The following is a 14847-nucleotide window of genomic DNA, read 5'->3' on the forward strand; positions in this document are numbered from 1 at the left end:
AGAGGGCAGCATTGAAAAAAGGAACTGCAGGCAAGCTACTCAAGCAGCTCTTGTTATTGTACGAACCGCCCGGCAGCGCAAAACTGCCGGGCGGTTATCTGGCCCATGATCGGCGCGCGCCGACCGCAAGATCAACCCCCGCGTGTCACCCGGTAGGTGGCCGAAGGCTCCAGGCGCGCCTGCCAGCCGGGTGGCAGGACAATGTTGGTGGTGTCTTCCTCGATCACGCAGGGGCCATGCACGGTCTGCCCAGGCAACAGGTGGTTGCCGTTGAACACCGGTGTGGGCTGCGATTCACCATCGGCACTGAACAGCATCGGGCGGACGGATTGCGCGGTGGGGGCGGGGGGCTCGGCCGGCCCCTGCAGCTCGGGTTGCGGCGGGCGTGGCAGGTGGCCGATCACCGAGCACTCCAGGTTCACCAGCTCCACCGGGCTGGCGGGTTCGCTGTACGAGTACAGGGTCTGGTGGCGGCTGTGGAAGCGGCTGATCAGCGCGGCCAGCCCTGCCTCGTCCATGCTGTGCTGCTGCAAGTCCACACTGCACTCATGAATCTGCCCCAGGTAGCGCATCTCCAGGGTGTAGTGGCAGCTGCTGGCCTGGTCGCCAAAGCCGTCTTCGCGCAGGTTGGCCAGGCCTTGCTGACGCAGTTTGGCGAGGGCCTGGTTGAGTTGCGCCAGGTCGACGTGCCCGGCGTCCAGGCGCATCGACAGGCTGGTGAGCTGGTCGTAGCGCACGTCGGACAGGATCTGGCCGAACGCACACAAGCCCGAGGCCACCTTGGGGATCAGCACGGTGTGCATGCCGATTTCTTCGGCCAGGCGCACCACGTGCATGCCCGCCGCACCGCCTGCGCCGATCAAGGCGAAGTCACGCGGGTCGTGACCGCGCTCGATCGATACGCGGCGGATGCCGTTGACCATGTTCAGGTTGACCAGGGTGGTGATGCCGAATGCCGCGCGTTCCACACTGATGCCCAGCGGTTCGGCGACCTTGCTCCGGATGGCGTCCAGCGCGGCCTGGCGGTTCAGGCGGATACTGCCGCCCAGCAGTGCGCCGTCGGGCAGGTAGCCAAGAGCCAGGTTGGCGTCGGTGACCGTGGGTTCGCGGCCACCCTTGCCGTAGCACACCGGCCCAGGCATGGCGCCGGCGCTGCGCGGTCCGACCTGGAGCATGCCAAACTCGTCCAGGTGGGCGATGGAGCCACCGCCGGCACCCAGGGTCTCCACCTGGATCATCGGCACGCCGATGCGCTGGCGCAGGAAGTCCACGTCCTTGCTGAAGTTGGTGCGTCCGGCGTTGGTCAGGGTGATGTCGAACGAGGTGCCGCCCATGTCCACGGTAATGACGTTGTCGATACCGAACGGCCTCGCGACCGCCAACCCGGCTTGTGGTGCCGAGGCCGGACCGGAGTTGATCGCGTTGACGGCGCGCTCACGCATCAGGTGCCCGGGCGCCAGCCCGCCATTGGACTGGAAGTAGCGTACCGGCTGCTGTGCGCCAAGTTCCTGGAACAGGCTGTCGATACGCGCCACGTAACGTGCCATTACCGGGCTGAGGTAGGCGTTGACCACGGTGGTGGAGGTGCGGGTGTATTCGCGGATCTGCGGGAACACCTCGCAGCCGGTGCAGACGAATACCTCGGGCAGGGCAGCCCGCACCAGTTCGGCGGCCCGCTGTTCGTGGCTGGGGTTGCGTACCGACCACAGGAAGGAAATGGCCACGGCCTGCACGCCTTCGGCACGGAAGTAGTCGATGGCGGCATGGATGGCGGCTTCGTCCAGCGGGCTGTGCTCGCGACCATCGCCAAGGATTCGGCCACCGATCGGGCGGCGCAGGTGGCGTGGGGCAAGCATGTGTGCCGGCGGGTAGTGGGCGTCGTAGCGGTGGCCCTCTTCTTTGTGGCCCAGGCGGATTTCCAGGCTGTCCTCGTGCCCCTCGGTGCACAGCAGGCCCACCTTGACGCCGGTGCGCTCGATCAGCGCATTGAGGGCTACGGTGGTGCCGTTGATGCACAGGTCACAGTTGGCGATCAGTTCGGCCGGGCTGCGCCCGGTGGCGTCGGCGATCTGTGCCAGGCCGGCGCGAATGGCCAGGGAGCCGTCCTGCGGCGTGGACGGGGCCTTGAACAGCTGCACGCCGCCGTCGCGATCGGCCAGGATGAAATCGGTGAAAGTGCCGCCGGCGTCTACGCCCAGGCGATATTGGTTACGCATGCGTGTTCTCCGGTTAGCGCGGGGCGCGGGCAAGGCGGGTGGCTGTTTCGTCTAGTTGGCCATCGGCATCGAGGACCACGCCATATTCCAGGGCTGCGCCTTGTGGCGAGACCAGGCCGTTGCGCACGTCCTCCAGTACTGCTGCGACCCGACGGCGCAGCGGGTCGCCGTAGCCACCCCCCCCTGGGTTGATGTTGATGATGCGTTCGCCGGGCTGCAGGGTGAGCATGGGGTTCTGCGTGTAGTGGTCTTCGCGGCCATCGGCGTGGCGATGGATCAGCCGGCCCAGTTTGGGCTCGAGCAGGGCATTGCGAGCCCCGGCGGCACCGGCAGTGGGCAACTGGCGGCCCTCGCCGAAGCCGACCACGGTCATGGCGTGGTCCAGCGGTTCGATCTCCAGGCGGGTGCCCGAACCACCGCGCAATTCACCGGCGCCACCACTGTCGGCCATCAGGCTGTAGCGGTGGATCAGCACCGGATAAGCGTGTTCGAGCAGCTCGATGTCACCGCTCATCAGCGCCCCGAAGCAGCACAGCGGGCCGCAGGCGTGCCAGCCATCCATCACCTTGTTGGCACCGGCGCCGGATATGATCGAGGCCAGCACCATCGTCACGTACTCGCTATTGCCGTTGCGCGGGTCGCGGCCGGCAATGTTGATGCCGCTGGTATGCCCCCAGGAGGCCGTTACCCGCTGTGGCGAGGCCTGTTCCAGCGCAGTGCGCACGGCATCGGCGAGGGTTTCCATCGGCGTGGTGGTGCAATTGACGTGGGGCGCGGGCTCCTCGGCATTGCACAGCGTGCCCCTGGGGCCGACATCGACCGTCACGCAGCGATACAGGCCTTCGTTGTAAGGCGGCGCCACCTGGGCGAACATCATCAGCCCCAGGTACACCCCGGATACCGAGTTACCCTCATAGGAATTGATGAAGTACGGCACCTGCGGCGGGCTTTCGATGCGTACATGGGCCTGGTCGCCACGGATCTGCACATGGGCGGTGATGGCCAGTTCACCCAGGCCGTGGCCGGCATCTTCGAGCACGGCGGTGCCGCTGTAGTCACCATCCGGCACATCGCGCAACAGCGCCCGCATGTGTCGGTTGGCCATGTTCTTCAGTTCGGCGATGCAGGCACGCACCTGTGCCACGCCGTATTTGTCCAGCAGCTCCAGCAAGTGCCGCTCGCCGACCTTGCAGGCGCCATACTGGGCATTGAGGTCACCTTCCTGATAAGGGCGGGCGCGCATGTTGGTGAGCATGAAGTTGATCACGTCCTCACGACGCTTGCCCTTTTCCCACAGCTTGACCGGTGGAATGCGTAGGCCCTCGGCGTAGATCTCCTTGGCATCGGGGTTGTAGCCCGCCGGCACCGGGCCGCCGATGTCGGTCAGGTGGCCCTTGCAAACGGTCCAGAACACCAGCTCGCCTTGGTAATACACAGGTTTGTACATGCAGCAGTCGAGAATATGGCTGCCCTTGTAGGCGGGGTCGTTGTGGTAGATCACGTCGCCTTCGGCGATGTCGTCGCCGAAGAACTCTGCCACGCACTTCATGGCCGGGATCAGCGAGCCCAGGTGGATGGGAATGTCCTGGCCCTGCAGGATCATTTCCGGCAAGTGGTCGAACAGCGAGTTGGAATAGTCGTGGGCCAGGTTGAACACACTGGAGCGCCCGGTCTTTTCCAGGGTCAGGGTCATTTCGCGTTGCGCTGTCTCCAGCGCACCCCGGACAACCGCAAGGGTGATCGGATCTACTGTCTGCATAGGTCACCAACGTTTGTTCTTGTGCTTTGGGTGCGTGCCGCAGCGGGGCGGCTCGTGGTGACAGGCTAAGGGGCAGGGTGGGGGGAAGGCTTGTCGCTGGGTGTACCGGTTGTTGTGTCTGGGCGCACTTCAAGTTCGGGCGGGTAACACAACTATTGCCCCAACATCTGTCGCACCAGCCATTGCCCGGCCGGCCCCAAGGCACGCCGGCTCGACCAGGCCACATCCATATCCACCCGCCTGGGGTAACCCGCTATCTGCAACTCCACCAGCTCGTTGCCAAACCGTTTTACCAGCGCCCTGGGCAGTTCGGCCCAGCCAAACCCGCGTACGGCGAACTCCAGCAGGGTAAGGTAATCCGGTGCCGACCACGCTTGGCCACGGCCATGGTGCAGGCTGGGGGCATAGGTCTTGATATACAGCTGTCGTGCGTTCTCCAGATGCTGTGCCTGTACTTGCGGCAGGCTTGCCAGCGGATGCTCGCTGGCGACATACACGCCGAACTCTGCCTGCTCCGGCAAACGCGCCACGGCCACGTCGGCGGGGTAGCCGGGCTGCGTGGCAAGGATGCCGACATGGGCCAGGCCCTGCTGGATCATCTCGATTACATCAGCGTCCTCCGCCGGGCCGCAGCGTAGCTCGGTATGGGGGTAGTGCTGGGCGAAACGAGTCATCACCGCCCCCTGGAACGTTACGCTGTAGCTGTCCGACATCACCACAGATACCAGCGCCTCGACATTTTGCGCCAGTCGCACTGCCAGCGCATCGAGCTGGGCGCTGGCATCGAGAATCGCCTCGACATGGCTCAGTACCTGCCTACCCGCTTCATTCAGCGTGGGGTGGCGGCCACTGCGATCAAACAGCGGGCAGCCGATATCGGCCTCGAAATTGGCAATGGCGATGCTGACGGTGGACTGGCTTTTGCGCAGCTTGCGCGCCGCCGCAGAAAACGAACCTAGCGATGCGGCTTCGGTAAAGGCGACCAGAGCTTCGGGAGAGTAACGCATGGTATTGATAAAACCGATGGTATCTATATCGCGAGTATCAGTTCTATCAAAGAGAATGGGAAGCACGACTCACGCAATGGATGGAATTTGCAATGAAAAACGTGTCTTTCACCGAACGCCTGGTCCACGCCGTTGGCTATGAAGTTCTCGCGGTACTGCTGTGTGCGCCGCTGCTGTCCTGGGTCATGGGCAAGTCGCTGGCAACGGCGGGCGTGCTGGCGGTGACCCTGTCGGTAATCGCCATGCTGTGGAACATGGTCTACAACGCACTGGTCGATCGCTGGGTGCAAACCGAACGCATCAACTGGAAGGCCAGTACGCGTTTCGTGCACGGTCTTGGCTTCGAAGCCGGCCTGGTGGTGTGGTGCCTGCCGATGGCGGCTTGGATGCTGGATATTTCGCTGCTGCAGGCGTTCATGGTGGAGCTGGGCTTCTTCGTGATCATCCTGCCCTACACCGTGGTGTACAACTGGGCGTTCGACAAAGCCCGGCACCTGCTGGTGCAGCGGCGCTTGGCATGATTCTGTCACCCGACGCGGTTCACTGATCGGGGGTGGTCACAGGTCGGTGGTTGGGCACAGGCCGTCGTAGGAGCGGGTTCACCCGCGAAAGGGCCGGCCCTGCTGGTCAATCTCCACCCGCCGTTCACCGTCGCTGCCGCCACCGTATTCGCGGGTAAACCCGCTCCTACCACGGTGGTGGACACACCTCGTGGGTTGGACACAGGCCGTCGTAGGAGCGGGTTCACCCGCGAAAGGGCCGGCCCTGCTGGCCAATCTCCACCCGCCGTTCACCGTCGCTGCCGCCACCGTATTCGCGGGTAAACCCGCTCCTACCACGGTGGTGGACACACATCGGGGTTGGGCGCAGGCCGTCGTAGGAGCGGGTTCACCCGCGAAGAGGCCGGTCCTGCTGGCCAATTTCCACCCGCCGTTCACCGTCGCTGCCGCCACCGTATTCGCGGGTAAACCCGCTCCTACCACGGTGGTGGACACACATCGGGGTTGGGCACAGACCGTCGTAGGAGCGGGTCCACCCGCGAAGAGGCCGGCCCTGCTGGCCAATCTCCACCCGTCGTTCACCGTTGCCGCCGCCACCGTATTCGCGGGTAATCCCGCACCTCAAGGTGGCCGTGTAAACCTACGAAAAACGGGGCATGCCATTGCTGGCATGCCCCGTTTTCATACAGCTGATGCGACTCAGGCGACCTTGACGATCCAGCCTGCCGGTGCTTCTACATCGCCGCTCTGGATGCCGGTCAGCTCGTTGTAGAGCTTCTGGGTAACCGGGCCGACCTTTTCCAGGTCGTGGAACACGTGCAGCTTGCCGTTGTACTCGATGCCGCCGATCGGGGTGATCACGGCTGCGGTGCCGCAGGCACCGGCTTCGACGAAGCGGTCCAGCTTGCTGATCTCGACATCGCCTTCGATCACGGTCAGGCCCAGACGCGATTGCGCCAGCTCCATCAGCGAGAGGCGGGTGATGCCTGGCAGTACCGAGGCCGATTTCGGGGTGACGAACTCGTTGTTGGCGGTGATGCCGAAGAAGTTGGCCGAACCGACTTCCTCGATCTTGGTGTGGGTCAGCGGGTCGAGGTAGATGGCATCGGCGAAGTTGGCCTTCTTCGCTTCAGCGCCCGGCTGCAGGCTGGCAGCGTAATTGCCACCGACCTTGGCCGCGCCGGTGCCCTGCGGGGCAGCACGGTCGAAGCTGGAAATCTGGAAGCTGTGCGGCTTCATGCCGCCCTTGAAGTACGAACCAACCGGGATGGCGAACACCGAGAAGATGAACTCGGGGGCGGTGCGCACGCCAATGTTGTCGCCGGTGCCGATCACGAACGGGCGCAGGTACAGGGCGCCTTTGCCGTGCGGTGGCACGAACTTTTCATTGGCCTTGACCACTTGCTTGCACGCTTCGATGAACACATCGGTCGGCACGTGCGGCATCAGCAGGCGTGCGCAGCTGCGCTGCATGCGGGCAGCGTTCTGGTCCGGGCGGAACAGGTTGATCGAGCCGTCCTTGCAACGGTAGGCCTTCAGGCCTTCGAAGCACTGCTGGCCATAGTGCAAGGCCGTGGAGCCTTCACTGATGTGCAGTACGTTGTCTTCGGTCAGGGTGCCCTTGTCCCACTCGCCATTGCGCCATACGGACAGGTAGCGTTTGTCGGTCTTGATGTAGTCGAAACCCAGCTTGTCCCAATTAATGCTTTCGTTGCTCATGACACCCTCATTGTCTTGCAAGTGCCCGATCGCTCGGGCTGCTGTTATATGCGCACCATGCCACCTTAAACCATCCTTGGCGGATCGGGAACGGCCAGTCACGAATTGATAGGCTGCGATGCTTTTTTTTCGGTTTCTACAACCGCAAGTACTCATCCAGCGCCAGGTTTTCCAGCAATACCGCATCATGGGACGCCACTATCAGCGCCCCGCGAAACTGCCCAAGCATGCGTTCCAGGGCTGTCAGCGAAGGCAGGTCCAGGTGGTTGCCGGGTTCGTCCAGCAGCAACAGGTCGAGCGGCCGTTCGCGGTAAAGCACGGCGGCCAGCGCCGCCTTCATACGCTCACCGCCGCTAAGCAGGCCACTGGGCAGTTCGATACGGGCCGCATCCAGGCCCAGTTGCGCCAGGCGGCTGCGCAATTTCCCCTGGGCCAGCGTCGGGTTGGCTTGGCGTAGGTGTTCGAGCACGCTACGGTTGCCTGCCAGTGTGCTGCAGTGCTGGTCGAGCAGGGCGGTCTCACCACTGAGGCGCACATTGTCGGGCGATGCCGGCAATTCCCCATTCAGCAGCCTGAGCAGGGTGGACTTGCCACTGCCATTGGCGCCGATCAGCCCTACGCGCTGGCCCAGGCACAAGCGCAGGTCAAACGCTTTACGGGTGCCATGGGGCAAGCAAAGTGCCTGCAAGGCCAACACTTCTCGGCCCGGATGACGCTGAGGTGTGGGCGCGTGCAAGGTAATAGCGCTGTCTTGCTCCATCTCGCGGGCGGCGTCACGCACTTTGCCCATAAGCGTTTGCCGAGCATCGCGATGGTCGCGGCGCTGCTTGCCGGCAGTGGCCTGGCTGCGCTCCTGCTTGCGGTCGACCAGAATCTTGGCCTGGTTGGCGTGCTTGGCTTGGCGCCCGGCCCGAGCCTGATGGCGCTCCAGGTCTTCGCGTTGGCGCTGCAGTTCACGGGCCTGGCGTTGCTGCTCCTGCTTCAGCCGGGCAAGTTGCTGCTGGGCCTGCGCCGTCTGGTTGGCTTTTTGCGCACTATAGAGGCTGTAGTTGCCACCATAGGCCTGCAAGCCCAGGCTGGATAGTTCGACAATGCGTGCCATGTGCGTCAGCAGGCTGCGGTCGTGGCTGATCACCAGCAAGCCACGGTCCCAGGCTTCGATCATGCTCAGCAACTGGGCGCGGGCGTTGCTGTCCAGGTGATTGCTTGGCTCGTCGAGGATCAGGTAATCGGCACCGCTGAGCCACGCGCCAATCAGTGCCACGCGCATGGCTTGGCCACCGCTCAGGGTCCGAGCGGGCTGGCGCCAGTCAAGTTGACCCAGGCCGTGGCCCTGAAGCTGCAGCTGCAATTGCTCGCGCATATCCCAGCGCTCGCCAACGGTGTCGAAATCCTGGGGCTCGATGCTGCCTTGCTCGATGCGCTCCAGCGCCGCAATCACCGGCCCCACTTGGGCCAGGTCGGCCAGCGTGGCGCTGCGCTCGATGACTTGCTGGTCCAGCAAATGGACAGGCCCGAGGCGCCGACATTGGCCGCTGCTCGGTTCACGCTGGCCGGCAAGAATCTGCCCTAGCAGGCTTTTGCCCACGCCATTGCGCCCGACCAGGCCGGTGCGGCGTTGGTCGAAGGTTTCGTTGAGGTTGCTAAACAGCGGCCTGCCATCAGGCAAGGCCAAGGAGACGCTGTCCAGCGTCAGAATCGACGTGTTCGTCATGCACAACTCCACAAATGCCGCGACATCTCCGGTACGAACCGGAGGCTGAAGACTGGCCGTCGAACGGACGGCGGCATCAATGGCGCATTGGACGAACACCTCGTAATTTAGAGAATGCGTAGCCTAACGGCCCTCTGGGGCCGGGTAAAGCACCGGCTGCCGGTTGGGGCTCAGCGCTGCGTCTGCAAGCGTTTGGCCCAGTCTCCGCCGTGGCCGTGCGCGCAGGCTTCTTCACTGTCGAATCGCACATGCCAGGCCGGATGGTCCAGCTCAATGCCGGCTTGCTCCAGCGCCAGAGCGGTAAGTGCCAGCATGCGCGCCTTCGCATCACCGACCACGGCCGCTGCCTTGTCGGCCTCTTGCTCGAATACCCAGGTAATACGCAGGCTGCTCGGAAAGTCCTCCGGGTCGAGGCGATGAGTAAGCCAACTGAAGCCGACAATCTCCGCCTTGGCGGCTTCGCAGGCATCGGTCAGGCACGCGACCAACTCCCGCTCCAGGCGGCTCATCTCGCGTTTGCCCAATGCCTTCACGGGTTGGCCTCGTCATCGATCTGCTGGCAAAAGCGCAGGCGGTTGCCGAACGGGTCCCGCCCTTGCATCTGCAGAAAATCCAGGTAAAAAGCCTTGGCCTTGTCGGCCGAGAATATGCGCAGTACAGGTATGGCGGGGGCGAGGGGCATGGTGCGTCCTTGACCGTGGATAAAGGCGCCACTGTAGCGCACTTGCGCCCAGCGTTGTCGACCGGCCCCGCAGCAATGGTTGACCACCCGCCAGCCACTGCGTAGCCTTGCCACTTCGAGGTTCTTCGGCATGGCCGGAGCTAAGACGGGAACGCGGTACAAGCCGCGGCTGCCCCCGCAACTGTAAGCACCGACAACGGATCGACACAGCCACTGCGCCAGCGCGCGGGAAGGCGTCATCCCGCCAGCCCGCCGTTCAACTGAACGGGGCATGGAACGGTGCAAGCCAGGAGACCTGCCTCGTCACGTTTTCGACTTTCAACCGGGCGGGGTGATCCGGTGGCGAACAAGCCCGGCCGGCCTGGCCTGCGGCTGTCGTCCTGCATGCCCGCGCCACACTGCCAAGGGCAATGCGACATGAAAACACTGGCCAAGCTCCCCGTCACCATCGTCACCGGCTTCCTCGGCTCGGGCAAGACCACCTTGCTGCGCCACATGCTCGACAACGCCCAGGGCCGCCGCATTGCGGTCATCGTCAACGAATTCGGTGAACTGGGCATCGATGGCGAAATCCTCAAGCAGTGCAGCATCGGTTGCACCGAGGAAGAAGCCAGCGGCCGCGTCTACGAGCTGGCCAACGGCTGCCTGTGCTGCACCGTGCAGGAAGAATTCTTCCCGGTGATGCGCGAGCTGGTGGCCCGCCGTGGCGACCTCGACCACATCCTCATCGAAACCAGCGGCCTGGCCCTGCCCAAGCCATTGGTACAAGCGTTCCAGTGGCCGGAAATCCGCAACGCCTGCACCGTCGATGCGGTCATCACCGTGGTCGACAGCCCGGCCGTGGCCGCTGGCACCTTTGCCGCCTACCCGGACCAGGTCGATGCCCAGCGCAAGCTCGACCCTAACCTGGACCATGAATCGCCCCTGCACGAGCTGTTCGCTGACCAACTGGCCAGCGCCGACCTGGTGGTGTTGAACAAGGCCGACCTGATCGACGCCGAAGGCCTGGCCAAGGTGCGTGCCGAGGTGGCCGAAGAACTGCCGCCGGCGGTGAAAGTGATCGAGGCCAACAGCGGCAAGCTGCCACTGGAGGTGCTGCTGGGCGTGGGGGCCGAGTCCGAGGCGCATATCGATGGCCGCCGAACCCACCACGATTCCCACCACGACGGCGACGATCATGACGATCATGACCACGACGCTTTCGACTCCATCTCCATTGACCTGCCTGAAGCCGACGAAAGCCTGCTGCTCGATGCATTGACCCAGCTGGTGGTGGAGTTCGGTATCCTGCGCGCCAAAGGCTTCGCCGCCATCCCGGGCAAGCCGATGCGCCTGCTGGTACAAGGCGTGGGCACCCGTTTCGACAAGCACTTCGACCGCGCCTGGCGCGCCGACGAGCCGCGTATCACCCGCCTGGTGCTGATTGGCCAGGACCTCGATGCCGCCCAGCTGGAAGCGCGCCTGCGCCAGGCGCTGGGCGCCTGACCCATGCACCTGCTGCGGACCCAACCCGGTGGTTTCGTACCGGATGACAGCATTGCCGACCTCGGCCAGACACCCGCCGAGCTGGTGATTCTCTGCAGCGGCGATTCACACCTGGCATTGCTCGCCGACACCGCCGAGCAATTGCCCGAAGACTTTCCCAGCCTGCGCCTGGCCAACCCGATGCAGGTGCAGAACCATGCCTCGGTCGACCTGTATGTCGACCAGGTGCTGCGCCACGCCAAGGTCATCCTGGTGTCGCTGCACGGTGGCGTTGGCTACTGGCGCTATGGTGTCGAACAACTGGTCGAGCTGGCCGCCCGTGGCGTGCAGCTGATTCTTGTGCCGGGCGATGACCGCCCGGACCCGGAGCTGACCTGCCTGGGCAACGTCCGCGGTGAGCAGGCCGAGCGGCTTTGGCATTACCTGCGCCAGGGCGGCAAGGCCAACGCCATCAACCTGTTCAACTGCCTGGCCAGCCAATGGCTGGGCCGCGACTATGCCTGGGACGAACCGCAGCCTTTGCCGCGCACGGCGGTGTATCACCCCGCCAAGGGCAGCGCGACCCTCGAGGACTGGTACCCACACTGGCACCCCGAGCAGCCAGTGGCGCCGCTGCTGTTCTACCGTTCGCACCTGCAAGCGGCCAATACCGCGTTCATCGACGTGTTCTGCCAGCGCCTGCAGGCTGCCGGCCTGAACCCGTTGCCGATCGCCGTGGCCAGCCTCAAGGAAAGCGCCTGCCTGGAACAGGTCGAAGCCTGGCTGGACGAGGTCGGCGCCGAAGTGCTGGTCAATACCACCGGTTTCGCCTTGTCCAGCCCCGAGCGCCCCAACCTGCGCCCGTTCCGCCGCGACATCCCGGTGCTGCAGGCCATCTGTGCGCAGGACAACCAGCCTGGCTGGGAAGCCAGCGAGCAGGGCCTGGGCGCGCGCGACCTGGCCATGCACATTGCATTGCCGGAGCTGGACGGGCGCATCATCACGCGCCCGGTCAGTTTCAAGGACATGGCCTGGCGCAGCGAGCGCAGTCAGTCCGATGTCGTCTGCTACCGCGCCCACCCCGAGCGCATGGACTTTGTCGCCGAATTGGCCCGCCGCTGGGTCGAGCTGGCCCGCCTGCCCAATGCCCAGAAGCGTGTAGCCCTGGTGCTGGCCAACTACCCGACCCGCGATGGCCGCATTGGCAATGGCGTCGGCCTGGACACGCCCGCCGCCGCACTCAACATCCTCAAGGCGCTGCAGGCCGAAGGCTACCCGCTGGCCGAATTGCCGGGCAGCGGTACGCAACTGATCCACCAGCTGCTCGGTGGAGTGACCAACGACCTCGACCACCTCGACCAGCGCCCCTGTGCCCAGAGCCTGAGCCTGGCCGATTACCAGGTGGCCTTCGAGCGCCTGCCGCAGGCCAATCGCCAGGCAGTGCTGGAACGCTGGGGGCCGCCCGAACAGGACCCGATGTACCGCAGCGGCCGGCTTATGATTGCCGGCCTGCGCTTTGGCTTGACCTTCGTCGGTATCCAGCCGGCGCGGGGCTACCAGGTGGACCCCAGCGCGGTGTATCACGACCCTGACCTGGTGCCACCGCACGGCTACCTGGCGTTTCACTTCTGGCTGCGTCACGCATTTGCCGCCGATGCGGTGATCCACGTCGGCAAGCACGGCAACCTCGAATGGTTGCCCGGCAAAGGCGTCGGGCTGTCGGAGCAGTGCTGGCCGGACGCGCTGCTGGGGCCGCTGCCGAACATCTACCCGTTCATCGTCAACGACCCGGGCGAGGGCGCCCAGGCCAAGCGCCGCACCCAGGCGGTGATCATCGACCACCTGATGCCGCCGCTGACCCGTGCCGAAACCTATGGCCCGCTGCGCCACCTGGAACAACTGGCCGACGAATTCTACGAAGCGCAGCTGCTCGATCCTCGGCGTGCCCGCGAGTTGCAGCGTGACATCCTCGAGCTGGTCAAGGCCAACCACATTGACCGTGAGTTGCAACTGGAAGGGCAACTGGACGATGCGGCGCTCTGGCTGCCGCGCCTGGATACCTACCTGTGCGACCTGAAGGAGTCGCAAATTCGCGATGGCCTGCACGTGTTTGGTCAGTCACCTGAAGGGCGGCTGCGCCTGGATACGCTGCTGGCGTTGTTGCGGGTCGAGCGTGGCGACGGCCGTGGCGGCAATGCCAGCCTGCTGCGGGCTTTAGCCAAAGCACTGGTGCCGGGCTGGGACCCGCTCGATTGCGACCTTGGGCAGCCGTGGCAGGGCATGCGCCCTGAACAGCTGCAGGCCATGAGCAATGAACCCTGGCGCACCTGTGGCGATACCCGCGAGCGCCTTGAGCTGTTGGCACTGCAGGTGATTGGGCAGGCACTGGAGGGCACAGTACAGTTACCCGATCTGAGTGAGTGGCAACCGGTGCACGCTGTCGTGCAGGCCCTGTGTGAAGCGGTCGCACCCAGCCTGGACGCCTGCGGCACGGCTGAAATGCATGGCCTGCTGGCGGCACTGGCCGGGCGCTTCGTGCCTGCCGGCCCCAGTGGTGCGCCAAGCCGAGGGCGCCTTGATGTGCTGCCCACCGGCCGCAACTTCTATACCGTGGACGTGCGCAACCTGCCCACCACCACGGCCTGGCGCCTGGGCTTCGCCTCGGCCAGCCTGATCCTCGAACGCCATCTGCAGGACCACGGCGATCACTTGCGGCAGCTAGGCCTGTCGGCATGGGGCACGGCGACCATGCGCACCGGCGGCGACGACATCGCGCAGGCCATGGCGCTGATGGGCGTGCGGCCTGTCTGGGCCACCGGCAGCCAGCGCGTGGACGACTTCGAAATTTTGCCATTGAGCCTGCTCGACCGCCCGCGGGTGGACGTGACCTTGCGCGTTTCCGGCTTTTTCCGCGATGCCTTCGGTAACCTGATCCGCCTGTTCGACGCCGCCGTGCAGGCAGTGGCCGCGCTGGACGAACCTGACGACCTCAACCCCCTGGCTGCCCGCGTGCGCAGCGAGCGGGCCGCGCTGCAGGCTCAAGGTGTGGACGCCGAGCAGGCCGCGCGCCAGGCTGGCTGGCGGGTGTTCGGTGCCAAACCCGGTGCATACGGTGCCGGGGTGCAGAACGCCATCGACGGGCGCTTGTGGCACAGCCGCGACGACCTGGCCGAGGTCTACCTCAACCACGGCGGCTATGCCTACGGCGGTAACGACGACGGCACCCCGGCCCGCGCCCAGTTCGCCCAGCGCCTGGCCAAGGTGCAGGCGGTGCTGCAGAACCAGGACAACCACGAGCACGACCTGCTCGATTCCAACGATTACTACCAGTTCCAGGGCGGCATGCTGGCGGCCTCGGAAACCCTGTCCGGGGCGGTGGTGGCCAGCTACCATGGCGACCACAGCCAGGCCGACCGACCGCGCATCCGTACCCTCAAGGAAGAGCTGAACCGGGTAATCCGTGCCCGTGCGCTCAATCCCAAGTGGATCGACGGGGTCAAGCGTCACGGCTACAAGGGTGCCTTCGAGATGGCAGCGACAGTCGACAACCTGTTCGCCTTCGACGCCACCACGCACCTGATCGACGACCATCATTACCAGGGGCTGGCCGATGCCTACGTGCTCGACCCGGCGACCCGCGATTTCATGCGCGAGCACAACCCCGAGGCTTTGCGCGACCTCACCGAGCGCCTGCTGGAGGCCCAGCAGCGCGGTTTGTGGCAGGCGCCGGGCGACTACCGCGAAGCCCTTGAGGAACAACTGCTCGACGGCGAGGAACAGGCTTGA

10 protein-coding genes and 1 riboswitch are annotated in these 14847 nt (G+C 64.9%); of the genes, 3 read left to right on the forward strand and 7 right to left on the reverse strand.

The window, feature by feature from the left end:
- Positions 1–131: 131 nt before the first annotated feature.
- The 3 genes from INQ47_RS01570 to INQ47_RS01580 all read right to left on the reverse strand — a co-directional run bounded on the left by INQ47_RS01570 (position 132) and on the right by INQ47_RS01580 (position 4982).
- Positions 132–2216 (reverse strand): hydantoinase/oxoprolinase family protein, encoded by a 2085-nt coding sequence (locus INQ47_RS01570; protein WP_404700885.1) that lies wholly within the window; start codon positions 2214–2216, stop codon positions 132–134.
- 13 nt (positions 2217–2229) lie between these two features.
- Positions 2230–3975, reverse strand: coding sequence for a hydantoinase B/oxoprolinase family protein (locus INQ47_RS01575; RefSeq protein WP_404700886.1), 1746 nt, complete (start codon positions 3973–3975; stop codon positions 2230–2232).
- Positions 3976–4127: 152 nt separating this feature from the next.
- Positions 4128–4982 (reverse strand): LysR family transcriptional regulator, encoded by an 855-nt coding sequence (locus tag INQ47_RS01580; RefSeq protein ID WP_176683339.1) that lies wholly within the window; start codon positions 4980–4982, stop codon positions 4128–4130.
- A 92-nt stretch (positions 4983–5074) separates the two neighbouring features.
- On the opposite strand from INQ47_RS01580, the gene INQ47_RS01585 reads away from it, so the two are divergent.
- On the forward strand, positions 5075–5503 hold the full coding sequence (locus tag INQ47_RS01585) for a multidrug/biocide efflux PACE transporter (protein WP_404700887.1): 429 nt from the start codon (positions 5075–5077) through the stop codon (positions 5501–5503).
- 678 nt (positions 5504–6181) lie between these two features.
- Here INQ47_RS01585 and INQ47_RS01590 read toward each other — a convergent pair.
- From INQ47_RS01590 to INQ47_RS01605, 4 genes are all read right to left on the reverse strand, one after another.
- On the reverse strand, positions 6182–7201 hold the full coding sequence (locus INQ47_RS01590) for a branched-chain amino acid aminotransferase (protein WP_176683341.1): 1020 nt from the start codon (positions 7199–7201) through the stop codon (positions 6182–6184).
- 136 nt (positions 7202–7337) lie between these two features.
- Positions 7338–8915 carry an ATP-binding cassette domain-containing protein gene (locus INQ47_RS01595; RefSeq protein ID WP_404700888.1) on the reverse strand — a complete coding sequence of 526 codons (1578 nt, stop codon included), beginning with the start codon at positions 8913–8915 and terminating at the stop codon, positions 7338–7340.
- Between the two features lie 170 nt (positions 8916–9085).
- Positions 9086–9448 (reverse strand): hypothetical protein, encoded by a 363-nt coding sequence (locus INQ47_RS01600; RefSeq protein WP_404700889.1) that lies wholly within the window; start codon positions 9446–9448, stop codon positions 9086–9088.
- A complete protein-coding gene (locus tag INQ47_RS01605; protein ID WP_392462133.1) occupies positions 9445–9597 on the reverse strand; it encodes a hypothetical protein in 153 nt (50 codons plus the stop codon). Before INQ47_RS01605 ends, INQ47_RS01600 begins: the two co-directional genes overlap by 4 nt.
- A 101-nt stretch (positions 9598–9698) precedes the next feature.
- Positions 9699–9915, forward strand: a riboswitch (cobalamin riboswitch).
- Between the two features lie 99 nt (positions 9916–10014).
- On the opposite strand from INQ47_RS01605, the gene cobW reads away from it, so the two are divergent.
- The gene (cobW, locus tag INQ47_RS01610; RefSeq protein WP_404700890.1) at positions 10015–11082 is read left to right on the forward strand and encodes a cobalamin biosynthesis protein CobW; all 1068 of its coding nucleotides are present in this window, start codon (positions 10015–10017) and stop codon (positions 11080–11082) included.
- Positions 11083–11085: 3 nt separating this feature from the next.
- On the forward strand, positions 11086–14847 hold the full coding sequence (gene cobN / locus INQ47_RS01615) for a cobaltochelatase subunit CobN (RefSeq protein WP_404700891.1): 3762 nt from the start codon (positions 11086–11088) through the stop codon (positions 14845–14847).

The organism is Pseudomonas sp. 3HC3, assembly GCF_044904505.1.
In the GTDB taxonomy this organism is placed as follows: domain Bacteria; phylum Pseudomonadota; class Gammaproteobacteria; order Pseudomonadales; family Pseudomonadaceae; genus Aquipseudomonas; species Aquipseudomonas putida_Y.

Excerpts from the sequence above, each read along its gene's own strand:
- INQ47_RS01575 (WP_404700886.1), bottom strand. The coding sequence starts at position 3,975 with ATGCAGACAGTAGATCCGATCACCCTTGCGGTTGTCCGGGGTGCGCTG.
- cobN (WP_404700891.1), top strand. The coding sequence starts at position 11,086 with ATGCACCTGCTGCGGACCCAACCCGGTGGTTTCGTACCGGATGACAGC.
- INQ47_RS01580 (WP_176683339.1), bottom strand. The coding sequence starts at position 4,982 with ATGCGTTACTCTCCCGAAGCTCTGGTCGCCTTTACCGAAGCCGCATCG.
- INQ47_RS01590 (WP_176683341.1), bottom strand. The coding sequence starts at position 7,201 with ATGAGCAACGAAAGCATTAATTGGGACAAGCTGGGTTTCGACTACATC.
- INQ47_RS01570 (WP_404700885.1), bottom strand. The coding sequence starts at position 2,216 with ATGCGTAACCAATATCGCCTGGGCGTAGACGCCGGCGGCACTTTCACC.
- INQ47_RS01585 (WP_404700887.1), top strand. The coding sequence starts at position 5,075 with ATGAAAAACGTGTCTTTCACCGAACGCCTGGTCCACGCCGTTGGCTAT.
- cobW (WP_404700890.1), top strand. The coding sequence starts at position 10,015 with ATGAAAACACTGGCCAAGCTCCCCGTCACCATCGTCACCGGCTTCCTC.
- INQ47_RS01605 (WP_392462133.1), bottom strand. The coding sequence starts at position 9,597 with ATGCCCCTCGCCCCCGCCATACCTGTACTGCGCATATTCTCGGCCGAC.
- INQ47_RS01595 (WP_404700888.1), bottom strand. The coding sequence starts at position 8,915 with ATGACGAACACGTCGATTCTGACGCTGGACAGCGTCTCCTTGGCCTTG.